The organism is Synechocystis sp. CACIAM 05, assembly GCF_010222815.1.
In the GTDB taxonomy this organism is placed as follows: domain Bacteria; phylum Cyanobacteriota; class Cyanobacteriia; order Cyanobacteriales; family Microcystaceae; genus Synechocystis.
The window spans coordinates 663,056-685,951 of record NZ_CP019225.1 but is presented as its reverse complement, the minus strand read 5'-3'; the positions used below and the strand labels follow the sequence as shown (position 1 = coordinate 685,951).

General features: G+C 47.2%; 26 protein-coding genes and 1 pseudogene. 12 read left to right on the top strand and 15 right to left on the bottom strand.

Annotated features, from left to right (window positions below):
- Positions 1–86: 86 nt before the first annotated feature.
- Together BWK47_RS03240 and BWK47_RS03235 are read left to right on the top strand one after the other, a co-directional pair.
- On the top strand, positions 87–383 hold the full coding sequence (locus tag BWK47_RS03240) for a 2Fe-2S iron-sulfur cluster binding domain-containing protein (RefSeq protein ID WP_162327548.1): 297 nt from the start codon (positions 87–89) through the stop codon (positions 381–383).
- On the top strand, positions 373–1,386 hold the full coding sequence (locus tag BWK47_RS03235; RefSeq protein WP_162327547.1) for an aromatic ring-hydroxylating dioxygenase subunit alpha: 1,014 nt from the start codon (positions 373–375) through the stop codon (positions 1,384–1,386). Before BWK47_RS03240 ends, BWK47_RS03235 begins: the two co-directional genes overlap by 11 nt.
- Positions 1,387–1,408: 22 nt before the next feature.
- Here BWK47_RS03235 and BWK47_RS03230 read toward each other — a convergent pair whose 3' ends face one another.
- The 4 genes from BWK47_RS03230 to BWK47_RS03215 form a co-directional block, all read right to left on the bottom strand.
- A complete protein-coding gene (locus BWK47_RS03230) occupies positions 1,409–1,672 on the bottom strand; it encodes a hypothetical protein (protein WP_162327546.1) in 264 nt (87 codons plus the stop codon).
- Positions 1,673–1,850: 178 nt separating this feature from the next.
- Positions 1,851–2,819, bottom strand: coding sequence for a GAF domain-containing protein (locus tag BWK47_RS03225; RefSeq protein WP_162327545.1), 969 nt, complete (start codon positions 2,817–2,819; stop codon positions 1,851–1,853).
- 134 nt (positions 2,820–2,953) lie between these two features.
- Positions 2,954–4,129, bottom strand: coding sequence for a lipid-A-disaccharide synthase-related protein (locus tag BWK47_RS03220; protein ID WP_162329595.1), 1,176 nt, complete (start codon positions 4,127–4,129; stop codon positions 2,954–2,956).
- A 24-nt stretch (positions 4,130–4,153) separates the two neighbouring features.
- Positions 4,154–4,381 carry a hypothetical protein gene (locus BWK47_RS03215; protein ID WP_162327544.1) on the bottom strand — a complete coding sequence of 76 codons (228 nt, stop codon included), beginning with the start codon at positions 4,379–4,381 and terminating at the stop codon, positions 4,154–4,156.
- Between the two features lie 271 nt (positions 4,382–4,652).
- Here BWK47_RS03215 and BWK47_RS03210 point away from each other — a divergent pair, with 271 nt between their 5' ends.
- Genes BWK47_RS03210 through trmB form a run of 3 tightly spaced genes read left to right on the top strand, consistent with a single transcriptional unit; the run spans position 4,653 to position 7,319 of the window.
- On the top strand, positions 4,653–5,393 hold the full coding sequence (locus BWK47_RS03210) for a dienelactone hydrolase family protein (protein ID WP_162327543.1): 741 nt from the start codon (positions 4,653–4,655) through the stop codon (positions 5,391–5,393).
- The gene (locus BWK47_RS03205) at positions 5,390–6,625 is read left to right on the top strand and encodes an acetate kinase (RefSeq protein ID WP_162327542.1); all 1,236 of its coding nucleotides are present in this window, start codon (positions 5,390–5,392) and stop codon (positions 6,623–6,625) included. The genes BWK47_RS03210 and BWK47_RS03205 overlap by 4 nt, the downstream gene beginning before the upstream one ends.
- A gap of 58 nt (positions 6,626–6,683) precedes the next feature.
- On the top strand, positions 6,684–7,319 hold the full coding sequence (gene trmB / locus BWK47_RS03200) for a tRNA (guanosine(46)-N7)-methyltransferase TrmB (RefSeq protein WP_162327541.1): 636 nt from the start codon (positions 6,684–6,686) through the stop codon (positions 7,317–7,319).
- Here trmB and cydB read toward each other — a convergent pair.
- The 6 genes from cydB to BWK47_RS03170 form a co-directional block, all read right to left on the bottom strand.
- Positions 7,316–8,326 (bottom strand): cytochrome d ubiquinol oxidase subunit II, encoded by a 1,011-nt coding sequence (gene cydB / locus BWK47_RS03195; protein ID WP_162327540.1) that lies wholly within the window; start codon positions 8,324–8,326, stop codon positions 7,316–7,318. The two genes, trmB and cydB, sit on opposite strands and share 4 nt — an antisense overlap.
- A 3-nt stretch (positions 8,327–8,329) precedes the next feature.
- On the bottom strand, positions 8,330–9,781 hold the full coding sequence (locus BWK47_RS03190) for a cytochrome ubiquinol oxidase subunit I (protein WP_162327539.1): 1,452 nt from the start codon (positions 9,779–9,781) through the stop codon (positions 8,330–8,332).
- Between the two features lie 276 nt (positions 9,782–10,057).
- Entirely contained in the window at positions 10,058–10,681 is a 624-nt protein-coding gene (locus BWK47_RS03185) for a Uma2 family endonuclease (RefSeq protein ID WP_237269771.1), read from the bottom strand.
- Positions 10,682–10,722: 41 nt separating this feature from the next.
- The gene (lepB, locus tag BWK47_RS03180) at positions 10,723–11,379 is read right to left on the bottom strand and encodes a signal peptidase I (RefSeq protein ID WP_162327538.1); all 657 of its coding nucleotides are present in this window, start codon (positions 11,377–11,379) and stop codon (positions 10,723–10,725) included.
- Between the two features lie 46 nt (positions 11,380–11,425).
- On the bottom strand, positions 11,426–11,758 hold the full coding sequence (locus tag BWK47_RS03175; RefSeq protein ID WP_010871811.1) for a DUF6679 family protein: 333 nt from the start codon (positions 11,756–11,758) through the stop codon (positions 11,426–11,428).
- 203 nt (positions 11,759–11,961) lie between these two features.
- Entirely contained in the window at positions 11,962–12,663 is a 702-nt protein-coding gene (locus BWK47_RS03170; RefSeq protein ID WP_162327537.1) for a class I SAM-dependent methyltransferase, read from the bottom strand.
- 50 nt (positions 12,664–12,713) lie between these two features.
- On the opposite strand from BWK47_RS03170, the gene BWK47_RS03165 reads away from it, so the two are divergent.
- From BWK47_RS03165 to BWK47_RS03150, 4 genes are all read left to right on the top strand, one after another.
- A complete protein-coding gene (locus BWK47_RS03165; protein WP_162327536.1) occupies positions 12,714–13,904 on the top strand; it encodes a reverse transcriptase-like protein in 1,191 nt (396 codons plus the stop codon).
- Positions 13,905–13,911: 7 nt separating this feature from the next.
- Positions 13,912–14,409, top strand: coding sequence for a hypothetical protein (locus tag BWK47_RS03160; RefSeq protein WP_162327535.1), 498 nt, complete (start codon positions 13,912–13,914; stop codon positions 14,407–14,409).
- A gap of 91 nt (positions 14,410–14,500) precedes the next feature.
- On the top strand, positions 14,501–14,887 hold the full coding sequence (locus BWK47_RS03155; RefSeq protein WP_162327534.1) for a thylakoid-associated protein: 387 nt from the start codon (positions 14,501–14,503) through the stop codon (positions 14,885–14,887).
- Positions 14,888–14,890: 3 nt separating this feature from the next.
- Positions 14,891–15,811 carry a tRNA (5-methylaminomethyl-2-thiouridine)(34)-methyltransferase MnmD gene (locus tag BWK47_RS03150; RefSeq protein WP_237269770.1) on the top strand — a complete coding sequence of 307 codons (921 nt, stop codon included), beginning with the start codon at positions 14,891–14,893 and terminating at the stop codon, positions 15,809–15,811.
- A gap of 9 nt (positions 15,812–15,820) precedes the next feature.
- Here BWK47_RS03150 and BWK47_RS03145 read toward each other — a convergent pair whose 3' ends face one another.
- Positions 15,821–16,216 carry a response regulator transcription factor gene (locus BWK47_RS03145; RefSeq protein ID WP_162327533.1) on the bottom strand — a complete coding sequence of 132 codons (396 nt, stop codon included), beginning with the start codon at positions 16,214–16,216 and terminating at the stop codon, positions 15,821–15,823.
- 72 nt (positions 16,217–16,288) lie between these two features.
- Between BWK47_RS03145 and BWK47_RS03140 the strand changes: the two genes are divergently transcribed.
- The 3 genes and pseudogenes from BWK47_RS03140 to BWK47_RS03130 all read left to right on the top strand — a co-directional run.
- The gene (locus BWK47_RS03140; RefSeq protein ID WP_162327532.1) at positions 16,289–16,735 is read left to right on the top strand and encodes a VOC family protein; all 447 of its coding nucleotides are present in this window, start codon (positions 16,289–16,291) and stop codon (positions 16,733–16,735) included.
- The gene (locus BWK47_RS03135; protein ID WP_237269769.1) at positions 16,719–18,761 is read left to right on the top strand and encodes a mechanosensitive ion channel family protein; all 2,043 of its coding nucleotides are present in this window, start codon (positions 16,719–16,721) and stop codon (positions 18,759–18,761) included. Before BWK47_RS03140 ends, BWK47_RS03135 begins: the two co-directional genes overlap by 17 nt.
- A gap of 127 nt (positions 18,762–18,888) precedes the next feature.
- Positions 18,889–19,263: pseudogene (locus tag BWK47_RS03130) on the top strand (IS1 family transposase); the annotation flags it as partial.
- A gap of 78 nt (positions 19,264–19,341) precedes the next feature.
- On the opposite strand, the gene BWK47_RS03125 reads toward BWK47_RS03130, so the two are convergent.
- From BWK47_RS03125 to bchI, 4 genes are all read right to left on the bottom strand, one after another.
- The gene (locus BWK47_RS03125; protein ID WP_162327531.1) at positions 19,342–19,869 is read right to left on the bottom strand and encodes a GIY-YIG nuclease family protein; all 528 of its coding nucleotides are present in this window, start codon (positions 19,867–19,869) and stop codon (positions 19,342–19,344) included.
- 56 nt (positions 19,870–19,925) lie between these two features.
- Positions 19,926–20,315, bottom strand: coding sequence for a single-stranded DNA-binding protein (locus tag BWK47_RS03120; RefSeq protein ID WP_162327530.1), 390 nt, complete (start codon positions 20,313–20,315; stop codon positions 19,926–19,928).
- A 153-nt stretch (positions 20,316–20,468) separates the two neighbouring features.
- Positions 20,469–21,686 (bottom strand): tyrosine--tRNA ligase, encoded by a 1,218-nt coding sequence (tyrS, locus tag BWK47_RS03115; RefSeq protein WP_162327529.1) that lies wholly within the window; start codon positions 21,684–21,686, stop codon positions 20,469–20,471.
- Between the two features lie 131 nt (positions 21,687–21,817).
- Entirely contained in the window at positions 21,818–22,891 is a 1,074-nt protein-coding gene (gene bchI / locus BWK47_RS03110; protein WP_162327528.1) for a magnesium chelatase ATPase subunit I, read from the bottom strand.
- Positions 22,892–22,896: the final 5 nt, after the last annotated feature.

The window sequence follows — 22,896 nt, the reverse complement described above, 5'->3', positions numbered from 1 at the left end:
ATCCCCCATTGCCGTGATGTTTGCCTAGGTTCCATCGGACAATTATCGGTATTGTTCTATGTCGGTGATCGCCGACCTTGAAAATTATGAATAATTGCGTAATTTCTTTTCCTCAAACTAAATTTTTGCCCCTATCACTAGAATTTAACGCTTGTCTAGCGGAATATTTAACCCCAGACAATTCGCCAATTTTATTCGGTTGTCGCACAGGATTATGTGGCATATGTCTAGTGAAAGTTGTGGGGGAAATCCCCTCTCCAAAGGCCGAGGAAAGGGAAATTTTGGCTATTCTGGCCCCTGATGATGTTCAGGCTAGATTGGCTTGTCAAATTAAGTTAACAGGAGATATTGCCATTAGAGCCTACCAAAGTAATGAAATTTGAAGATTTTTGGTATGTGGTGGCTGAAAGTAAATATTTAAAGCCTGATCAAATTGTAGCTCGGCAAATTTTAGGGCAATGGCTAGCAATTTTTCGAGACCAGCATGGTATGGCGATCGCCTTGGAAGATCGTTGTGTCCATCGCCACAGTCGCCTTTCCTGTGGTTCAGTCAAGCAAGGAAATCTTCACTGTCCTTACCACGGTTGGATTTATGATCATCGAGGTCAAGTCATTGGTGTGCCAGCGGAAGATCAACAATTTAAACCAAGGGAAAATTTACGGACGAAATTTTACCCAACAATAGAACAGGAAGGCTTTATTTATGTCTGTTTAGGGGAATCGATACAACCCCCTTTTGCGTTACCCCAGTATGGTAAAAAAGGTTGGCAGAGAATCAGACTAATCCATCGATTTGCTAATAATGTCACTAACTGCGTGGAGAATTTCATCGACATTCCCCATACAGCTTCGGTGCACCCAGGCATTTTTCGCACCGCCCAACGGCAAGCCATAAAAATGATTGTGGATCGCCATCAAGGCCAGGTCAAAGCTGAGTATTATAACGAAAATAATAATTTGGGCTGGTGGAGTAAATTTCTTAATTCCCAGGGCAATGAAATTAGCCATACTGACCGATTTATTATGCCGAATGTAACTTCTGTGGAATATAAATTTAGTTCCAAACGTCATTTATTGATTACTAGTCAATCGGTGCCAATAACAGAACAATCTACCCTCGTTTACACCGACGTTGCTTTCAACTATGGCATGTGGAATTTCTTTGCCATTCCCTTAGTTTGGTGGACCGCTAAACGGATTATTGCCCAGGACCTAAAGATTCTCGCCATTCAACAGGAAGTAATCGCCAAATACGGTACTAATTTTAACCATACCCCCGCCGATACTATCCATATTTTTGTGGAATCTATCCGCACGGCGATCGCCAAGGGAGAAGATCCTCGACAGTTGCCAGATAAAACCGTAGAAGTGACTTTTTACGTATAGATGTTTGATGTTGATCGTCAATTTAATGAGGCCAATTTTCCCCAGCACCAGGCTTAGTCCGACGCAGGCCTTTGCCCAGATAAGCTATGGCAAAAGTAGTCAGGGCCATCATAGTTAAATTAAAATTCTGGGTGGTGCCCCAGAGGGTGAGGGGACAGAGGATAAACACCGCCATGCTTAGATAAATTTTTGTTTTTCCTGCCCCAGTCTTTTGTCTAATTTGCTTAGACTTATCGCCAATATTGGTAAAGAAAAGTAATCGTTTCAAGCGCCGGTAACTCTTCATGATGTGTGCTGTTTTGCTCCTAGAATTTATCTTTGTAACTCTGGTTATCCCAGCTCCCCATTAAGCTGTAAAAATTTACCTTGTTTCATACACGTAAAGGGTAAGAAAAGCGCAGCAAAAGTATACCTAAAATACAGACGGTGATGAAAAAGATTACTCTAGACCTTTACCTTCTTTTTTAGGCCGGTAAGAGCATACAAACAACATTAGCAACCTGGCCATGGTTATCTAGGATAGGAGAAAACCAAGCATCATAGAACCAAGTGCCGTGATCAACTCGTTCCATTTGCACGCTCACAGACTCAATAATGTTGTTAGCTAGGGCATGGCTGGTCAGGCTTTTTAATTCATTAGCCTCAGGTAATAAATAATAAATTGATTTACCAATGCTTTCCTTAGGGTCAAGACCAATCTGGGCTAAATATTTGCCCCCACATTTGAGCAATACTCCCTGGTTATCTAGGATAAAAATTATACTGGGAAACCAGAGAATAGCTTGGTTTAATAAGTCGTCTTCCTGTTGAATCAGAGTTTCATTTTGCTTATGCTTGGTTTGAATGCGAGCATTGTTCAAGACTAGAGCAATTAATTCTGCCGTTTTTTCCATGGCAGTGGCACAGGCCGGGGTGAAATGATTCACCTGGGAATGCATCAGAGTCAAAATCCCCAACAGTTCGTCCCCCCAAACAATGGGGACCCCCAGGGCGGACAGGGCCTGGTAAGGTTCGTCGGGCAGTTTTAGCCAACGGTAATCCTTGGTGGTGTCGTTGATGAGACCAGTTCTTTTATTTTCCCTGACCCAACCCGCTAGCCCCTTGTCCAGCACTTGGCCGACAATATTCTTTTTCTGACTTTGGTCAGTGGCTCCTCTGGCTAAAATACTCTCCGTGACCCTGCCGTCCCCATCTAGTAAGAAAAGACTGCCCAATTGGGCCCCCGTTTGGTGAATGGAGGCTTCCATGGTTTTTTGCAACGTGGCCTTAATTAACATCCGCCCCGCCGAGACGTTGGTGAGGGAGATAAAGCCTTTCAGAATTTTATTTTGGATGTCCAGGGTGTTATGACTGGCTTTGAGGTTGGCCAACTCCTTCTCTAGGGCGTCGATTCTGGCTAGAGACTGATCTGGGTTGGGATCGTAGATACTCATACGCGGAGGACGATTAAAATTGGCCTAGATGTTTTTATCCTAATCTTCTTGGGGATTTTCGGGTTGTTAAAGGAAAGACTTTTCCTTGATTTGTTCAGTTAGTGGCAGTAAATCACGGCTATGTTGACCGCATCCTACCCTTTACCGGCTAAAGTTTTGGCAGTTTCGGCAATGTGGTTGGCGATCGCCAGGGAACCACCGGGGGGACCAATGCGCTCTTGTCCGTTGTGGCGACAGCGTTGCTGATAATGCTGATCTGCCGAAATTGCTAGGGCTTTCTGACTAGCTTGACTGATTAAATTAGCTTCCTGGGGATTTTTGCCAACGGTGGTGACGGAACAGCCCAATAATCGCATTTGAGCTTCAGCAAAACCATAGGTAAATTGGGGACCATGGCCAGGGATTTGCAACACTGGCTTGCCTAAACCCACTGCCTGTTCCACCGCTGTCCCCGCCATACCCAACACTAAATCCGCTTGGTGCAAAATGTCAGCAAATTGATCCCAGGAACAATGAATGGTGCAATTATCTTTTTCTAGGCGATCGCCGTGGTATTGCCAACCATGCTCCCTTGCTAGGTTTTGTAAATGTTCCACCGTCACTGCCGGCACGAGGGCAGCCCAAAAATCCACTGCTTTTTCCTGGGCAATGGCTCCACACAAGGGCAATAATTGAGCCAAATTATGTACCGCTTCCGGCACCCGGCTACCGGGCAAAAGGGCAATGAGAGTTTTGCTGTCTCGTCGTAGCTGCTGTCCTGTCGGTTGTAAAGCGTCCATAATGGGATAGCCCAACCAGCGGATGTTGATGCCCCTTTGACTTAAATCTTGGGCAGTAAAATTATCTTTGGCGATCGCCCCTAGGCAATGACGAGATTTTAAACACCAGGCCACAGTAAAGGGTAGGGCCAACCGGCCTTCGTAGTAACTGGAATTAGCTACCAAAAAACTTAGGTAGGGCTTCCCAGTCAGACGGGCGAAAACCAGGGGCACAATGTCACCGATCGCCACAATAAGATCAAACCGATGTTTTTGTTTGAGTAGGGCCTTAATTTGCTTAATGGTTAGACCGACTAAACCCCCAACAATGTCCCGCCACCAGGTTAAAAAGCCAGTGTAAATGATCCCTCCCGAGGGTAAAGGTTGGGTAGGCGCAATGATGCTAATTCCCCTATTTTGATAGGCTTTACCTTCCCCCACCAAGGGCAGAGCAAATAACTCAAATTCTGGCGATCGCCGTTGCAGGGCATCGATGATCAGGCCAGCGTTGAGGTCTTCTCCGTGGCCGTTGCTAATGAAAAGAATCTTCACTGGGGTAGTTGGAATCAAACCGCCTTAATCATCTCCATCTTTGTTGTCATCTTCCTCATCGTCGTCGTTATTGTCATTATCATCATCATTGGTATTGGCATTGTTATTGTCATTCCCGTTGTTATTTTCTTGCTGTTCGATGTTCTGTTGAGTGGATTGACCTTCCTCCCCCTGATTGCCACCACCGCAACCGGTAACCGTTAGCAAACAGCCCACAACAAGCAAAGACAAAAGTAAGCTGGGTTTAAACATTATTTTCAATTCCCTTAGATTGCAAAAAACACAACGGTGGTTACCTTTAAGTAACAACAGTTACAATTTGTGATTTTAACGTTTTTCCCGGCGTTGGCAGATAATGTTTTCCCTCTGGGAGCCTAAATCCAGCAGACGGAAATTTCCTCCATTGCTTTGCTACAGGGTCGAAAAGTAAAGATAGCGGCCCACAGGGGCGATTGCTGCTCTCAGACAGGGCTTGCAGTAAGAATTTTGAGATAGGCTAGGAGTTATTATTTGCGGGTAGTGTATGACTGTTGATATCAAGACCACCTTGGTCACCATTCCCAACCAAGATTTGCAAATTGCAGGCTATTTGGCCGAGCCAGTGGCCGTAGGTCAATATCCCGTGGTGATTGTGGTTCAAGAAATTTTTGGGGTTAATAGCCATATACGAGACGTGACAGAACGGGTCGCCAAAGAAGGTTACGTGGCGATCGCCCCGGCCATTTATCAACGGCAAGCCCCAGGTTTTGAAGAGGGTTATACCCCAGAAGGCATTGAAGCGGGTAGAAAGCTCAAAGATCAGACTAGTAGTGCAGAAATTTTGAGCGATCTGGAAGCCACCATTGCCTACGCCCAAACTTTACCCAACGTTAAACCGGAAGAAGTGGGATTAATTGGTTTTTGTTTTGGTGGTTGGATTGTTTATTTAGGGGCTAGTTTACCCACAGTCAAGGCCACGGCTTCCTTTTACGGCGCGGGTATTCCCCATTGGGCCCCAGGGACAGCGGAACCGCCCATTACCTATACCGATAAAATTCAGGGCACTTTATACGCCTTCTTCGGCTTGGAAGATGCCAGCATTCCCATGGCAGATACGGAGCAGATTGAACAGGCTTTAACCAAGTATCAGGTGAACCATAAAATTTTCCGTTACCCAGGCGCAGACCATGGCTTTTTCTGTGACCAAAGGGCTAGCTATAACGCCGAAGCGGCCGCCGATGCTTGGCAAAAAGTGAAACAACTTTTCCAAACCGAATTGCAATGAAATTCCTGATTCTCAATGCCGGTTCCAGCAGTCAAAAAAGTTGTCTTTATGAGCTGACTGGCGATCGCCTACCGGAGACGATACCGGAGCCCTTATGGGAGGCTTTCATTGATTGGACGGTGTTGGCAAATCAGGGGCGGTTAACGGTGGAAACTGCTGGCCAAAAACAAGTGATCGTTCTGGAAACTGGCGATCGCCAACAAGGTATAGCCCGAATGTTGGACACCCTGGTAACGGGGGATGATGCAGTGTTGAAAAGTTTGGCAGAGATTGACCTGGTTGGCCATCGAGTGGTCCATGGAGGAACGGATCATGCCGAAGCCACTTTGATTACGCCGGAAGTGCAACAGGCCATTGCAGACTTAATTTCCCTGGCTCCAGCCCATAATCCTGCTCACCTAGGGGGCATTGAAGCAATCAGCGCACTGTTGGGGGAAGTGCCTCAGATTGCTGTGTTTGACACCGCTTTTCACCGCACCATTCCCGCCCCCGCCGCCGAATATGCCATTCCCCAAGCCTGGACTAATTTGGGCATCCGTCGCTACGGATTCCACGGCACTAGCCATAAATATTGCGCCCAAAAAACAGCGGAGATTTTAGGTAAACCCTTGGCGGATTTAAAACTAATTACCTGTCACATCGGTAACGGTGCTTCCCTAACCGCAATCAAAAATGGGGTCAGCATCGACACCACCATGGGTTTTACACCCCTGGAAGGATTGATGATGGGGGCCCGCAGCGGTTCCATTGATCCAGCCATCGTGCTATTTCTGCAAGAAACCCAGGGTTTAACCCCGGCGGAAATCAACGCTACGTTAAATAAAAAATCCGGTTTATTGGGAGTTTCTGGACTATCGCCAGATTTACGGGTCATTTTGCAAGCCAAAGCCGAGGGGGACACGCAAGCCCAATTGGCCTACGCCATGTATATTCACCGTTTTCGCCGTTGTTTGGGAGCAATGCTGGCTTCCCTCGAAGGATTAGATACATTGGTGTTTACTGCTGGGGTGGGGGAAAATGCTACCACTGTGCGGGCGGATGTTTGCCAAGGGTTTGAATTTTTAGGTTTAAAACTTGATCCAGAGTTAAACGACCGATCGCCAAGGGATAATGTGATTTCTCATCCTGACTCCCTAGTGAATGTGGTGATTGTTCACACGGAAGAAGATTGGGCGATCGCCCAGGATTGTTGGCACTGGTGGCACAGTCAGGAACCGGGCAAAAAAACGTAAATTGCGAAAATGTTAGAAAATGGCCGTGAAATTAAATGTTGAATTAGGCTAATTTTCCTTGGCTAGAGTCCGCATCCGCCAACACGTTAATCCCCTCAGTGAAAAATATCGGCAGGTAGTGTCCTGTCCCGATTGGGGCACCGTTTACGATAATGTCCAGCGACCGTTACATCTGGACATTGGCTGTGCCCGGGGCCGCTTTCCCCTCAAAATGGCCCAACAATACCCCGACTGGAATTTTTTAGGGGTGGAAATTCGTCAACCTTTGGTGCTAGAAGCGAACGAAACTGGCGATCGCCTGGGGTTAAAAAATGTCCATTACCTGTTTGGCAACATCAATGTGGAGCCAGAAAAATTTTTCGCTGCCCTGCCCCCCACTCTGCAACGGGTTAGCATTCAATTTCCCGACCCTTGGTTTAAGCAACGACACAATAAACGCCGGGTAGCCCAACCGGAACTGGTGACGGCGATCGCCAAAGCGTTACCTGTGGGAGGAGAAGTTTTACTCCAATCGGATGTGGAACCCGTGGCCCAGGATATGAGAGAGCGTTTTGCCGAAAATGACAATTTTGTCTTTACCCATGAAACCCCTTGGTTGGCAGAAAATCCCCTCGAAGTACCCACAGAAAGGGAAATTGCCTGTTTTAATTTGCAACGTCCGGTGTATCGCTGTTTATTGCAACGAACTCCCTAGTCGGTGACAATTTTGCCCCGGAAAACTAAGTAATTGTAGATGTTGTAGAACAACAGGATCGGGATCAGGAAACCAATGAAAGTCAGCATAAACACTAGGGAACTGGGGGCCGCCGCCGCTTCATAAATAGTGACGCTGGGGGGAATGATGTTGGGGAAAATAATGAAACCCAAACCAATAAAGGAAAGGGAAAAGACTAAAAATGTCCAGATAATCGGGGTATTTTCTTCCCGCAGATACAAACTCCGCAACAGTAGGCCAATGAACAGTAAGCCCACCAGGGGAATGGCGGCAAAAATGTACACCAACGGAGCGGTAAACAATTGGGCCCTGGCCTCTTCGGAAAAAGCTGGAGTGCTAATGGTAATAAAGACCGCCCCCGCCAAAGTGGTCCAAGTGGCGATCGCCGCCGTTTTGAAATAGGTTTTTTGCAATTCCCCTTCGGTTTTCAAAATGAGATAGGTGGAGCCGATCAACACATAGCCTTGGATCAGGGTGAGGGCGACTAAAACTGATCGCCAAGTGAGCCAGTCCCACATAGTGCCTGCAAAATGTCCCTGGGCATCGACGGTAATGCCTTCAAACACACTGCCAAGGGCAAAACCTTGACCTAGGGCAGCGAGGAAACTACCGACCCCAAAGGCAATGTTCCAGACTAATTTACGGTTAGCATTTTCCCGAAACTCAAAGGACACTGCCCGGAGAATTAAACCCACCACCATAATTACCGCCGGTAAATAGAGAGCATTCAAAATGGTGGCGTAGGCCAGGGGAAAAGCCCCAAATAAAGAGCCGCCCATTAAAACTAACCAGGTTTCGTTGGCATCCCAAACATTACCCAAACTGGTCATCAGAATACTGCGCCGTTCTTCGCTGGAAGCGGTAAGGGACAAAATCCCCACCCCCAGATCAAACCCATCCAACAGAACATAGAGAAAGAGAAATAACCCCAAAATGAAAAACCAAACCTGGGGCAGAAAATGTTGTAGCGGTTCTAACGGTTCCATGGGTTACTCCTTAACTTCAGCAATTTCAGCGGGACGGCGGTTGGTTTCATGCTTGGTCACAGTGCCCCAAAGGGAAGCTTCGGAACCTCGGGGAGCAGGCAAGGTTAAATCCGGCCCATTGCGGATAATGCGACTGCCGAAATAGAGAGTGGCAATTAAAAAGACGATATACATTACACTCAACCCGGTTAGGGAAAAAAGAATTTCACCGGGGGGCAGGTTCGAGGCCGATTCTGCTGTCCGCATCTCTCCGTAAACGATCCAGGGTTGTCGCCCCACACAACGAACAATCCAGCCCGTTTCCACTGCTAAATAACCCAACGGAGCGGCAAAGACCCAAGCCCGCAGTAGCCATTTTTGTTGGCTGATAATTTCCGGTTTCAATTTCCCCCGCAACCATTGCAGTACTGTCACGGCCATGAGAGCGGCAAAAAAGAGTCCAATGGCCACCATAATGCGGAAAGAATAGTAAATTAAGCCCACCATCCTCGGGCGATCAACCGGGGCCCAATCTTTCAGGCCTTGAATGGGTTTATCCAGTTGGGGTTTAAGTTCCAAAATGTAGCTCAATGCGCCGGGAATGCTCAGTTCCCAGTCATTTTTTTCTGCTTTATCGTTGGGTAAAGCCACCACACTCCAAGCCGCGGGGGTTTTGGCTGGCACCGTTTCCCAGAGAGCTTCCATGGCCGCAAGTTTAGCCGGTTGATGCACTGATACTTGTTCCGCACTCAAATGACCAATGAAAATTTGCAGAGGGGCCACCGCCATCACCACAACTAAAATTACCTGCAAAGAGCGGGCAAAAAATTGCGGTTGACGATCGGTGAGAATACACCAAGCACTGATACCCCCAATGACAAACATAGAGGTTTCTAAAGTGGCAAAGAACATGTGCAGGAAACTATTAACCATAAACGGATTGGCGATCGCCGCAAAATAGTCCTGCACCACAAATTTTCCATCGACAAAAATGCCCCCAGCGGGGGTCTGTAACCAGGAATTAGCCGAAAGAATCCAAAAGGTGGAAAGATTTGCTCCAATGGCTACCAAAATGGTGGCGAGGTAATGAATTAAGGGCGGAACCCGGTCCCAACCAAATAGCATAATGCCTAAAAAACTGGCTTCGAGCATAAAGGCCATGGTGCCCTCAAAGCCCAATACTGTGCCGAAGAAGTCCCCTACGGATTCCGAAAAAGGAGCCCAGTTTAGACCGAATTGGAAGGCCATGGGCAAACCGGTAGCTACTCCAATACCGAAATTTAAAACGTAGAGCCGAGCCCAAAAGCGAGCATGGTGATAATAGTCTAAATTACGAGTTTTCAGCCATAATCCTTCAATAATTACTAAATAAATGCCCATACCGGTGGTTAATACCGGCCAAAGCATATGGAAAATGGCAGTGACGGCAAATTGTAGCCGCGACAACGCCACTGTGTTACTCAAAAAATCCTGCATCTGTAAAGAGCGCTCCTAAATGGTTTTCTGATAGTTAGAGTTTAAAAAAAGAAGAGAGTTGTGCCCACCCTATCCCCTGCTCAAAACTAACAGAAATCCCAGGGAAAGTCTCTGTATTGTCAGCTACATTCCTCTTCTGCTGACTCACGCCATAGGTGAATAATTGAGGAAGTTCTATCTTTTGGTGGACTTATAGTTAAGCCTCTACCAAACTCTCCGCCCCATCCTGGCTGAGACGAGATACAACCCCCACTTTTTGTCTTGTTGATGCCAATACTAAGCGTTAAAAATTTGCTCTGGGGTCAATACCAGTTCCGCAAACGTGGGGGATACTAAGGTTTCTTGCCCTTGAAAAGCTTGGCGATCGTAAACTCCTTCTGGATTGAGGGTATAGATGGAAACGGTGGGCTGCTTTGGTTCCCCTAAAATGTCCCGACTACCGATCGCCTGATAATCGACAATCCAATACTCTTTGATGCCAAGGCGTTGATACTCGTCCAACTTATCAAAATAGTCCGTTTCCCAATTACTAGAAACCACCTCCACTGCTAACTGAATTGGCTCGGTTAAAGCTCTGTAGTCACCGGGATCGGAGCGCCATACATGGCGATCGATAACACTCACATCCGGAATGCGTCCATGAAAACCGCCGGTCTTAATCTCAGTTCTGATGGTGGCCTGGGTGGTGACATCAAAGTTTAATGAGAGACGACGTATTTCGTCATGGAAAGCGAAAAGAATGAACTCAGCAATCAGTTTATGTTCGCGGGTGTTAACCATTTCGATGATTTTTCCATTTACCCACTCAAAGCGGCCTTCTTCGGGACATTGCTTCAAAAATTGGTCAAAGGTTTGGGGAGCAGCAGTGGCGATGGTTTTAACGAGGGTGGGGGTAACCATAATTATTTGATTCTCTCCGCACAGTGGTGATTGCTTATAATCTAACGACTCTCCGGCACTGTCTGGGGGGCAATGGCTGGACTTTCCGATGCTTGGGGGCTAATTTCTACTGCTTCTCGCTCAGCATCATCAGTCAACAGGCCTACCCGGGGTACGGGCCAAAAACGGACAAAGGCACGGCCGAGCAATTTTTCCCGGGGGACAAAGCCCCAATAGTGGGAGTCATAGCTGTTGTTGCGGTTATCCCCTAACACTAAATACTGATCATCGGGCACTTTCACTGGGCCATATTCATAGGCGGGAGGAGCCGCAATGTAATTTTCGTCCAGCATTTTGCCGTTGACATAAACGTTGCCTTGGGAAACCCTAACTTCATCCCCCGGTAAACCGATAATGCGCTTAATAAAAGCATCGTGGAAGTTTTTTGCTTTTAGGGCGTCAGTGGGGTTAAAGACCACAATTTCTCCCCGCTCCGGATCCCGCAATCGGTAACTGATCTTTTCAATGATCAGGCGATCGTTAATCTGCAGGGTCGGCTCCATGGAGGAAGAGGGAATGTAGCGAGCTTCGGCCACAAAAGTCCGAATACCGATCGCCAGGATAACCGCGGTAACCATGGTTTTGCCCAACTCTAACCATGTATTTTCCGGGGGGCTTTCTTTTTTCTTGCTGGTTTCGCGGACAATATTTTCGGTCATAGTGGGGCCGGGAAAAATAGGGGAATTTATTTTAATCTGTTCCAGTTTAGTCGCAGTCTTCCTCTTCTTCTTCCTGGTGGGACTTTGGCGATCGGGCTAGTAACTGTTCCGCCTCTGGACAATCTTCAGAAATTAGCAGTTCATGGCCAAGGCGGGAAACGGAGGCCAACTTACGGTTAACGGAGCCAATGCTTTCCAGGCGCACCATTTCTTCCCAGGCACAGACCTCATCCTCTTCTTCGGTCTCATAGCGGAAAGTGACCAAATCCCCCTCCAGTGTCAGAATTTTGGCATTTTCTACCCACCTTTGTTGGTCCCTCAGGTAAAGACTGACTTCGTGGCCATCGGTACAAAGTTGATAGATTTTCCGGTGTAGCATGGGCAAGCTCCTAGATAGCAGTGGGAGGACGGGACGGGCGAAACAGGGCCTTAGGGTATCCGTCTTGGAGGGTACTGGTGGGAGGTTGGTGCCGGATGGGCCAAAAAAAGTAGCATATGGATCGAGAGAAAAATCCCTGATGGGGAAAGCTTACGAGAATTTTAACGCAAATCAGCGGAAACCTGATTCCCTTCGTTGCAGTCCTATCGCTGTACTATGGTTGAACTTTGGAACTTCTTCTCCAATGTCCAATGGCGATCGGAAGACTGGTAAAGGCGTAACTCCAGGTTGGGACCATCATCACCGACCCAACCCAAATGCTGGAGATAGTCTTGTATTTCAGCGATAGTTAGGGAAGCGTGGAGGGAATCAGCAAAAAGTTTCCTCTGCTGGTCGTTGTAGTCGGAGCCGATCGCCGTTACGAAATCAGCTAATTTTTCCGGGGATTCGGGGCGAATTAAATCCCTAATTAATAGGAAACCGTGGGGCTTGAGCACCCGTTTTACCTCCCGCAAAAAATCCAGCGGCCTGGGCAAATGATGACAGAGGCTATTGGCAATCACTCCGTCAAAGGAACCATTGGCGTAGGGCAATTGTTTTGCATCGACAAATTCCAGGCAAATTTGAGTTTCACACCCCGCTGCGATCACATTTTCCTTGGCGATCGCCAACATAGAACGAGCAAAATCGATGGCAGTGATTTGCCATGCAGGACGTAACTGGGCAAGTAGAATGGGAATACGGGCCGTACCAGTGCCGGCATCTAACACTGTGGCTTTACTTGGGCCGAGTTGGCAAGCTCTCTGGGCAAAAGCCAGATTAACCGCTTGAAAGTCCATGGCATCGTAGTCCATTGCTTCTGCTTCGGTGTCCATTACCTCTGGCTCCAGAATTCTTTCCAACATCGGTCAATTACTCCAACTGGTTGCCCTGTTATTGTAAACACCCCACACCAATGACTAATTCTCCCCCCTCCAATGGCACAGGTAATTCGATACCAATTTTGTTCTATGCCGGGGAAGCCCTAGGACAAAAAGGTCAAGGGGCCGCAGTGGCCATTTTGCTATTGCCCACGGGGAAAAGAACCAGCGTTAAACAGTTACTGGCCTCGGCCACCGGCACAGAAGCGTCCTATCGAGCCTTATTAATTGGTTTGCAAAAAGCGCGGCAATTGGGCATCCACAACATTGAAGTCAAGGGCCACAATGAAAAGGTCTTTAATCAGGTCAACGGACTAGAGGAAATTGACCAATCTCCCCTGCGTCATCTCCATCGGGAGGTGATGACAGTGATGAAGCAATTTGAGCGGGTGATGGTGGAATGGATTCCCCTGGATCAAAACCGTCCAGCCTACCAGACCGTGCAAAAATGCTTGGCAACAGCGGCCCGTTCCCCCAAAGTCAATGGGTTACCCAGACCGATCGCCCCGGAAATTGTGCGATTAATCAAATTAGGCAGTCAGGCCACGGCCAAGGATTTTCAGGCGTTACAGGGTAAGTTTGACGAATTTTCTCAGCAATCTCTCTCCACCCTGCGTCGCCGCATTCCGGTGCAGGTACAGGACAGATTGGCTTTGGAGTGGAATGGTGATGAGTCCCAGTTAGCGGAGATGTATCGCTGGTATTTAAGGGGACTGCCTCCGGACTTCATTGTCCGCAAATTTCAGCTAGAAGCCCTAGCCCCCGGCCGGCAGCAGAAATTACCCTGGGAAGACCAGTTACTGAGCCAAATGACTCCCCCCCCTGGGGATTTCACTGCCCAGAAACTTACCGATGTGAGGGATCACCTTGGTCATATTGAGTTTGTGCCCCCTCCACCACCGCCATTTTTTGCGCCCTTGGAAGAAGGAAATCTGCTAACTAGGCAAGGTTTTTCCCCCACAGAGCCTGGCCTTGTTGAACCAGCCATGGCCTCCACCGCCTCCGATCCCTTTGCCACCGACCACGGCGACTCTTACCAAGAAGGACCGAGTGAAGCCAAAGACACGGTGCCCACAGTGGACCAAGTTCAACAAATTGTTAGCATGATTATGGATTTGTCCTTGGGGGAGAAAACTCGGCTGGTGAAGAATTTAGCCCAGTTGCCCGAATTAAGCAATCAGTTCCTCACGGCGATCGCCGACCGTCTTAAACCCTCTGGAAATTGAAAAAGCTATGAGCCTGAAAAAATTTAAGGAAAAATTCCTACAACAGTCCCAACAAGCGCAAGGGAGCGAGGAAGAGAAAAAAGCGGTGCAGTTGGTGATGACTCCCCTGTTTGAAGAAATCGGCAAAAAGCTGAATGTGGATACGCTTTATATTTGGACTGGTCGCCACAATGACAATCTAGTCAAACTCACCCTGAGCGCCCAAGGGGGCAATAAAACTGCGGCCGCCATATTTTGCTTTAGTAATAAACAGGATGCCCAAAGACACCCCAATTTTGCCAAGGAGGAATATCAAATTAGGTCCATCGACATTTTTAATTTACTGTTGCATTTTGCCACCCTACCGGAACTTGATCTGTTGCTGGTCTATAACCAAAAAGGTCACCTGAATAGGTACTCGCAAATTGAGCGCAGTGGGTTGATCAAAGATTTCCAGAAACTCTGTTGGGAAACTGGCTTGGTGCCCCGTCCAGTGGCGGAAACAGGACATTTTGGTTTAGCTTAGGGTCAAACGTGGTTCACCCACGGTGTTCTTGTTGAATGCAACGACCATTGGAGAACTCAATCCTGACCTTCAACTACCTTAAGTTTTAACGATGACTACCAACAACAGCACTTTGTTAGACACTATCCAGCAAGGTTTTCGGATTACGGTGGGAGCCACCGCTAGTTTGGTGGAAACATTGCAGGATCCGCAAAAACGCCAGGGTACTTTCCAGGATTTGCAACAGGAATGGGACCAACGGGCCAGCCAATGGGCCCAAAAGGGCACTACTACGGAAACGGAAGCCCGTCAGTATGTGGATCAATTGCTCGCACAATGGCGACAATCCCTGCCTAACCCCCTTAGCAAAACCACTGCCACTGGTTCCAATAACATCATCGATTTTGCGACGGCGAAAAGGGAACTCGATCGCCTGACGGAGGAAATTGCCACCTTGAAAGGGGAATTGGCCCAGGATAAACTGGGAACGGAGGGCTAATTTTTGACCAGTGCGGCCCCTTTTACTCCCCAGTTGACGGCGGATGGTTCTTTTACGTTCTATTCGCCCCAATTTGGGGAAACGTTCCATTCCCAGCGGGGTGCTAAGGCGGAGGCGGACGAAAAGTTTGTTCATCCCTGTCTTTTGCCCCAGTTGGCGGCCAAAAAATCCAGGTTAACTATTATTGATGTCTGCTATGGCTTGGGCTACAACACAGCAGCGGCCCTAACAGCCATCTGGCAAATTAATCCCCATTGCCACGTAACTCTGTACGGTTTGGAAAATGATCTGCAAGTGCCCCGCCAGGCCATCGCCAATGGCTTGCTCCAGGGTTGGCCGGATTTGGTGCAGGAGATTTTGCAGGATCTAGGTCAAAGAGAAACGGTTGCCAGGGAATTTTTAACTGCCCATCTGGCGATCGGGGATGCCCGGCAAACATTACTATCCATTGTGCCCCGAGATATTAAGGTCGATACTATTTTCCTCGATCCCTTCTCACCGCCCAAATGTCCCCAACTGTGGACAGTGGAATTTCTCCGTCATTTAGGCGATCGCCTAGCCTCAACAGGTCGTTTAGCCACCTATTGCAGTGCAGCAGCGGTGCGTCATGGTTTACAACTGGCCGGACTGTCCATTGCCACCATGGGAGATGGCCAACCGCCCCATCCCCGTCGTCGGCCCCTAGGTACCCTGGCTAGCCCCCAACCATTGCCCCTATCTGCATTTACTCCCTGGGAAATGGAACATCTGCAAACTAAGGCGGCCATCCCTTACCGCGATCCTTCAGGAACAGATCCAGCGGAAGTAATTCTGGCCCGTCGTCAAGCGGAACAGAGCAAAAGTGCATTGGAACCTACCAGCCGTTGGAAAAAACGTTGGCTCGACCGGGAGATTAACCATACCCCTAACTCTGAATCTTTCTAAAATGGACTATTAATCCTCTTCTTCAATACCCAAAATTCCCTTCGCTTGGGCCAATAAATCCCTGGGGCCAAAGGGTTTAGTTACGTAGCAATCTGCCCCTGCTGCCAACCCTGCCTGGCGATCGAACTGTTGGCCCTTGGCCGTGAGCAAAATCACCGTGGTATTAGCTAGCTGAGGATTTTCTTTGATACTTTGACAAACTGCCAAACCACTAATCTTAGGCAACATCACATCTAAAATAACCAATTGGGGTTGATGTTCCACTGCTAAAGCCAAGGCCTTTTCCCCATCCATGGCGGTCAATAACTCCACCCCGTAATCTTCTTCTAAAAGCTCAAACACCTCTTCCAGCAGAATTACAATGTAGGGTTCGTCGTCAACAATTAGGATTTTCAGTTCGGACATTGGTAAGGTTGTAATAAATTGAGCACCGCTGAAAAGTTAATTTCCCCCTTAACTCCCCCAGCATAAAGCATCATGCACCATGTTTCTATTCGTACTGCTAATATCCATCGGGCGATCGCCTTTTATGAGCTATTGGGTTTTACCGTGGGGGAAAGGTTCACCACTGGTTATACCTTAGCTTGCTGGTTGACTGGTCTGGGGGGACGCATTGAATTAATTCAAATTCCCCAACCCCAACCCGCCCCTGATGCCTTCAACGATGAACATTACGTGGGCTACTATCATATCTCCTTTGATCTAACAGACCAGGTAGAAAGTTTACCGGAATGGTTGAATAATCTCAGCCAAAGTTTTAGCCAAGCCTATCAAACCAATCCAGAACAAATTGAGCCGTTAAAAATTCTTTTAAATCCCCAGCAACAACAAATTGGTGATCATATTTATGAAGTTTTATTCATTGCCGATAGTGATAACCTCCCTTTGGAATTTATTCGTTGTCAGAGTGCTCCCAACAAATAGAAAAAATTATATTTTTCGCCATCAAAGATTAAATTTAAGTCAATTAATCGCCCTTACTCTGCTCACCTTACTGCTAAGCCTAGGTGTTGCCCAAGCCCAGTCGGCACAAACTCTCCTTAGTCAACTACCGCCCCAAATTGACCTAGTGGAGCCCGTCAAGTCTGATTTCCCCCTGCAAAATAAAGCTTTTAATCTAGGCTTTGAATCAGATTTATCCGGTAGAATTGGTAACTTGGATTACACCACCGTTAGGGTAGATGGAGAGCCAATTTTTTTGATTGCTGTGCCCACAGGAAATGCTAGTAAAGAAGGAGATTCTTCCCTTAGTCCAATTGTTTATCGTCAACAACGTATTGAAAGTAAGTTTAAAGAAATTGTCCAGCGGGGCTTTGATCCAGAAACCTTAAATGTTGCTAGTTCTATTCTCAATGGGGCGATCATTATTCAAATTAGCGATGACAAAAATCTCCGGCCACAAATTCTTCGCACCATTACCAAAGCTGATGCTGATTTATACGCCCTTACCCCGGAAGATTTAGCGTCCGAAACCGTAGATCAAGTCCGCAATGCCCTGATGCGAGCGAGGCGGGAACGACAACCAGAAGCCCTGAGAAGACAAATAAAAGTTGCCCTAGTGATTGTCACCATTGTGGTCACAGTTTCGTTGGTAGTGCTATTTATTTATCGGTGGCTGGGACACAGAATTCACTTACTAAAGATGGCTATTAATTGTTTAGTTAAGGCGGAGGAGGAAGACCCAAATTTTGATTATAATTACATTGATGCGTCTATTTTTAAAAATATTGCTTCCATTCCCCGCTATTCCTTCGCTTTTCAAATTTTAGACCGGATAGCTATTTTTCTTTATTATTTAAGTGCTTACTCCAAAACTATACTATTCGGTAATGTTGGCTGGGGGGACAGCAAAAAAAATCCTCCCCTGACATTTTCTTTGGATAACCAGAAAATTTTTGAAAATATTCTTGAACTTTTCCAAGGCAAGGATTTTTACGACTTCCTGAAAAATCGCCTCAAACAAGTTGTATTTACCCGGAGAATACTAATTTTTTTCCTGTTTATTATTTGGATCCGTGGTAGTGCCTTTTTTCTACAGATTTTTCCTAACACTCGACGTTTAGGGCGGCAGTTATCGGGCACTCCCATTTCTTTAACTTTAATTTGGCTATCGGCAATAATTTTAATTAAAATATCTGATTTTTTAATTGAGTCTTTTTTTCATACCATTGAAAACGATTATGCTATTTTACAAACTTCCAAATATACACGAAGAAAAATTAGAATTAATACTGTTAGTAGTGCTGTCAGGGGCATTAACCTGGTCGTCTGTATTTTCACTGCCTTTGTCTTTTCCCTTAGTTTATTCGATGTGCCGGTGGCCACAGTACTGGCTGGGGCAGGGATCATCGGTTTTGCGGTGTCTTTCGGTTCCCAAAACTTGATCAAGGATTTAATTGCCGGTATTTCTAATCTGATGAGTGATGCCTTCGCCATTAATGATTTCGTTCTGATTGGCGAGTTTGAAGGGGTAGTGGAAGATACAAACCTATTTGTTACTCGTATCCGTTGTCCCAACGGGGATTTAGTCACCATTCCCAACGGAGCCATTGGCACAGTGTGTAATCAAACTAAAGACTGGTCCAGGGTAGATTATTCCGTTATGGTGGCGGCTGATGCTGATCCCAAAAAGGCGATCGCCGTTTTGCAACAGGTGGCGCTGGGTCTGTACCACGATCCGTGGTGGCACCCTAAAATGCTCCAGGCACCGGAACTCAAGGGTATTGAAGAGGTTTCTCACCAAGGTATTCTTATTCGTATTTGGCTTAAGACCCTGCCGGGGGAACAATGGGACGTGGCCAGAGAATTGCGACTGCGGGTGAAAGTGGCTTTTGAATCCCAGGAAATTGCCATTGGGGTGCCCCAACAACAATTATTAATGACAGGAACCGGAACTTCTCCTTTGGATGGAGATGAAAAAGAACGTGCCTCTAAAGACGGGGAAAAATAGTACCGACTGAGCGTGAACTTACAACAACGAAGAAACGAAGAGTGAGGCGGCTCCCTGAAACTGGGCCAGAAACGAAGAGAGGAAAGCTCTGTAAATCAATAATGGAGAGTTTCAATTAGAGAATGATAAGGCATATGAGCGTGTTACTGGGAGACTCATCGACTGGGAACTGGGAAATCGTGATAGTCAAACCCTGAGTCGTTTGCTGGAGAGACTGGCAGAGTGGAAAGTGACAGTGTACTGCACCGATGACTGGAGGCCCTATCAACAACTGCTGGATGAACATCCCGATGTGTTTCATGGGATTAACAAAAGAGAAACAGTAGGAATTGAGAGCAAAAACTCAGATAACCGTCATTGGTTTGCTAGATTTCATCGCTGTACGAAAGTTGTCTCTAGGTCAGCCTACATGGTTGATATCACCATGGCAATATTTGCCAAATTCAGGGTCAATGGTAACATAGAACTACTACGCAACTGGCGCCTCTCATTACTTTCTTGAAACTCTCGAATGTCCATTTTTTTCAGTCAGGGTCATCTTGGATCCCCTTATATTTTAATGGACAGCTATGGGTGAATCCTAGGTGATGTCTAACAGTCCCTGTTCTTTCAGCTTGGGATTGAAGCGAATTTGTTGTGCCACTCCCCTGGCTTCCAGTTTTGCCAACACTTCTGCCTCTAGCCTACGGGCAATTTTTTTCAAAAGTTTGGGCGTGTCCCCTGGTTCACTTTCAGCAACGGCGGCGGCCTCTTCTGGAGTCCAATAATCCTGCACATTAATGGATTCAGCCCAAATTTTCTGACTTTCACCATTGCCAGGAGGATTTTGCCCCACCAACCAATGGTTTTGAATTTGAACTAATAATTGGCGATCGGGGCGGTCGATGATGTGTACTTTGAGCCCATGGCAATGCTCCGGTTGACGCACCAAATGTTGCAGCAGGCTAATGGCTAAATTACGGGAATAGCCTACGTATTGTAGATTCTGATGCTGGTCAAAAATGGCGTAAACCCCAATACGTTTTTCGTAGTTCGGATCAATTTCCCCAGCCTCCGTTAAAAAAGGTAAGAAGTTGAGATCGACTAAATTGGGAAGGGAATCCGCCATTGTGGAAATTTCAAGTTCAAGGAAAAATCTGACTGGGAGTAGCTGAATTGTGGATGTTAGAACGGAATATCATCGGTGTTACTAAGGTCCATTGCTTCAGGTTCTGGAGGAGAAGACAACTCACCAGGATTAATGCCATTGCCGCTATCCACCAAACTAATGCGGGAAGCAGTCAGCTCAGCTCGTTTTTCCTTAAAGCCTTCCTGCCGTTCTATCATATTCATACCTAAGCGTCCTTCGATAATTAGGCGATCGCCAGGGTGATAGGTTTCTTTGATGGTGTTGGCCAAGTTACCCCAACCCACTACTTTCAAACTTTCCTTGGGGGAATCATCCCTCATGCCGGGGAATTCTACTAGAAATTCGCAGACGGGGGTTTGATTTTCTTTGGTGAAGCGCAGTTCCGGTTCCCGAATAACGGTGGCCATTAAAACAAAACTGTTCATGGGGCGATAACCTCAATTCTAAGGTTGGGCAGTAATTGGTTGAATCTGGACGGATCAGGCAGGAATGGGCAGGATTGACCGGTCAAATCAGTTCGCCCCAATTCTACCTTGATCGCCGACGGAGAGAGTAGTTATAAATTACTGTTTTAATTGCTAATTCGCAGTGAAGCGAATAAATTTTTTCTTGCCTACCTGGAGCACCTTACCGTCCAAATCCTGCGATTTCTGGTATTCCTGGTTAACATCCCCCAGGCGATCGCCATCTAAGCGCACTGCTCCTCCCTGAATTTGGCGGCGACCCTCACTACTACTGGGACACAGGCCGGTGGCACTGAGGAGATAAGCCAATTTAGCTGGAAAAGTAACTTCATTCAGGCAAAATTCCGGCACACTGTCCGTATTGCCCGCTTTACCTTGGGTGACAATATCCTCCGCTGTTTTTTGGGCGGCGATCGCCCGGTCAATGCCGTGGAACTGGGTAGTTACTTCCCTGGCTAAGAGCTTTTGACACTCCCTCGGATTATCCGGTAGTTGACCCAAATCTAAGTTAGTCAGTAACTCAAAATATTCTCCCAACAGGCGATCGGGCGTCTTTTCCAGCTTGGAATACATGGACAAAGCATCTTCCTGTAAGCCCACATAATTGTTCAAAGACTTAGACATTTTTTGTTGCCCATCTGTCCCCAGCAAAATTGGCAACAGCAAACCAAATTGAGGAGTTTTGCCAAAATGCCGTTGTAAATCCCGGCCCACTGCAATATTAAACTTTTGATCGGTGCCCCCCAATTCCACATCTGCATTCACCGCCACTGAATCATAGCCCTGCATTAAAGGGTAAAGAAATTCATGCAAAAAGATCGGATTTTCCTTTTGGAAACGCTCCGCAAACCCTTCCTTGGCCAACATCTGCCCCACCGTCATTGTTGCTAGCAATTCCAGGATTTTATTCAAGTCTAAATTGCTTAACCATTCGGAGTTGTAACGGATTTCCAACCTTCCTGGGGTATCAAAATCTAGAATTGGCTTTAACTGAGTTAGGTAACTTTCTGCATTGCGTTTCACCTGATCCGCAGTTAACTGTTTCCGCACTTCTGATTTCCCGGTGGGATCGCCAATTTGGGCAGTGAAATCACCAATGATTACCACCGCCGTGTGTCCTGCATCCTGAAACGCCCGCAATTTACGGAAAGGAATACTATGGCCTAGATGAATATCCGTACCTGTGGGATCAATGCCCAACTTTATCCGCAAAGGGCGATCGCCTTGGATTAAAACCCCCAAATTTTCCAAGGGGTTGGGGGAATCGGAATGGTGGGGAAAAATTTCCGCCGTCCCCCGCCAGAGCCAATCGGGTTCAGAATTTACAGCCATAGATCACACAATAAAAACAAAGGTACTTTTCATTTAAAAGCCTGTTGGAAAAGTTTTATTCCATCCCCCAAATCTCATCACTTAAGTTTCCCCCCAAGTTTGGGAGGTCAGGGGGGCTTTTCGTACGTTTCTTAAGCTTCATCAACAATGCCAAAAACCCGTTTAAATACCTTTTCCACCTTACTGCCGGAATCAATGGACTCCAGGGGATCTTTTCGTAAACGATGGCGCAAGCACAGTACTATTACCCGGCTAATGTCATCCACCGTTACCTCATTACGCCCTTCAAAAGCGGCGATCGCCTTGGCGGCCCGGTTAGTGACAATATCCCCCCGCAACCCGTCCACATCCAATTCAGCACAGACTTCCGATACTTTGACCCGATAGTCGTAGTCAATGGTCACTTGGGGCAGTAAATTCTGGGCATTAACAATTTTTGCTTGTAACGCTTCCTGTTCCGTTTGATATTGGTCACAGAAAGGATGGGGATTTTGGTCAAACTCCGTCCGTTGTTCGACAATTTTTACCCGCAATTCCGGCTCCCGCACAGTACGAATTTCAGCATGCATGCCAAATCGATCCAACAATTGAGGCCGCAATTCCCCTTCTTCTGGGTTACCGGAACCCACTAAAACAAACCGGGCCGGATGGCGAATGGAAATACCTTCCCGCTCCACCGTGTTCCAACCCCCAGCAGCGGAGTCCAACAACACGTCCACTAAGTGATCGTCCAACAGGTTAACTTCGTCCACATAGAGAATGCCCCGGTTGGCTTTGGCCAATAGACCTGGTTCAAAGGCCTTCACCCCTTCCGAAAGCGCTTTTTCAATGTCGATGGTGCCGCACACCCGGTCTTCCGTTGCCCCCAGGGGTAAATCCACCATGGTGACTTTCTTTTTGACAATAGATAAGGGTTCTTGACTATCTACCCGGATGCGTACTTCCTCGCTCATCATCTCCGGATCGCTCGGGGAAGAGTTAAAAGGATCATTGGCTACCACTTCAATTTCTGGCAACAAATCCGCCAGGGCCCTAATGGTAGTGGATTTCCCGGTTCCCCGATCGCCCATGATCATCACGCCGCCAATCTTGGGATCAATGACATTGAGCAACAGGGCCAACTTCATTTCATCTTGACCAACGATCGCCGTAAAGGGAAAAACAACACGGCGGGTTTTGCTGGGAGCGGCAAGGGTGGCAGTCATGGGCA

Bases quoted from the DNA above. Each gene is read 5' to 3' on its own strand.
- BWK47_RS03240 (WP_162327548.1), top strand. From the start codon at position 87: ATGAATAATTGCGTAATTTCTTTTCCTCAAACTAAATTTTTGCCCCTA.
- BWK47_RS03235 (WP_162327547.1), top strand. From the start codon at position 373: ATGAAATTTGAAGATTTTTGGTATGTGGTGGCTGAAAGTAAATATTTA.
- BWK47_RS03230 (WP_162327546.1), bottom strand. From the start codon at position 1,672: ATGAAGAGTTACCGGCGCTTGAAACGATTACTTTTCTTTACCAATATT.
- BWK47_RS03225 (WP_162327545.1), bottom strand. From the start codon at position 2,819: ATGAGTATCTACGATCCCAACCCAGATCAGTCTCTAGCCAGAATCGAC.
- BWK47_RS03215 (WP_162327544.1), bottom strand. From the start codon at position 4,381: ATGTTTAAACCCAGCTTACTTTTGTCTTTGCTTGTTGTGGGCTGTTTG.
- BWK47_RS03210 (WP_162327543.1), top strand. From the start codon at position 4,653: ATGACTGTTGATATCAAGACCACCTTGGTCACCATTCCCAACCAAGAT.
- BWK47_RS03205 (WP_162327542.1), top strand. From the start codon at position 5,390: ATGAAATTCCTGATTCTCAATGCCGGTTCCAGCAGTCAAAAAAGTTGT.
- cydB (WP_162327540.1), bottom strand. From the start codon at position 8,326: ATGGAACCGTTAGAACCGCTACAACATTTTCTGCCCCAGGTTTGGTTT.
- BWK47_RS03190 (WP_162327539.1), bottom strand. From the start codon at position 9,781: ATGCAGGATTTTTTGAGTAACACAGTGGCGTTGTCGCGGCTACAATTT.
- BWK47_RS03185 (WP_237269771.1), bottom strand. From the start codon at position 10,681: ATGGTTACCCCCACCCTCGTTAAAACCATCGCCACTGCTGCTCCCCAA.
- lepB (WP_162327538.1), bottom strand. From the start codon at position 11,379: ATGACCGAAAATATTGTCCGCGAAACCAGCAAGAAAAAAGAAAGCCCC.
- BWK47_RS03175 (WP_010871811.1), bottom strand. From the start codon at position 11,758: ATGCTACACCGGAAAATCTATCAACTTTGTACCGATGGCCACGAAGTC.
- BWK47_RS03170 (WP_162327537.1), bottom strand. From the start codon at position 12,663: ATGTTGGAAAGAATTCTGGAGCCAGAGGTAATGGACACCGAAGCAGAA.
- BWK47_RS03165 (WP_162327536.1), top strand. From the start codon at position 12,714: ATGACTAATTCTCCCCCCTCCAATGGCACAGGTAATTCGATACCAATT.
- BWK47_RS03160 (WP_162327535.1), top strand. From the start codon at position 13,912: ATGAGCCTGAAAAAATTTAAGGAAAAATTCCTACAACAGTCCCAACAA.
- BWK47_RS03155 (WP_162327534.1), top strand. From the start codon at position 14,501: ATGACTACCAACAACAGCACTTTGTTAGACACTATCCAGCAAGGTTTT.
- BWK47_RS03145 (WP_162327533.1), bottom strand. From the start codon at position 16,216: ATGTCCGAACTGAAAATCCTAATTGTTGACGACGAACCCTACATTGTA.
- BWK47_RS03140 (WP_162327532.1), top strand. From the start codon at position 16,289: ATGCACCATGTTTCTATTCGTACTGCTAATATCCATCGGGCGATCGCC.
- BWK47_RS03125 (WP_162327531.1), bottom strand. From the start codon at position 19,869: ATGGCGGATTCCCTTCCCAATTTAGTCGATCTCAACTTCTTACCTTTT.
- BWK47_RS03120 (WP_162327530.1), bottom strand. From the start codon at position 20,315: ATGAACAGTTTTGTTTTAATGGCCACCGTTATTCGGGAACCGGAACTG.
- tyrS (WP_162327529.1), bottom strand. From the start codon at position 21,686: ATGGCTGTAAATTCTGAACCCGATTGGCTCTGGCGGGGGACGGCGGAA.
- bchI (WP_162327528.1), bottom strand. From the start codon at position 22,891: ATGACTGCCACCCTTGCCGCTCCCAGCAAAACCCGCCGTGTTGTTTTT.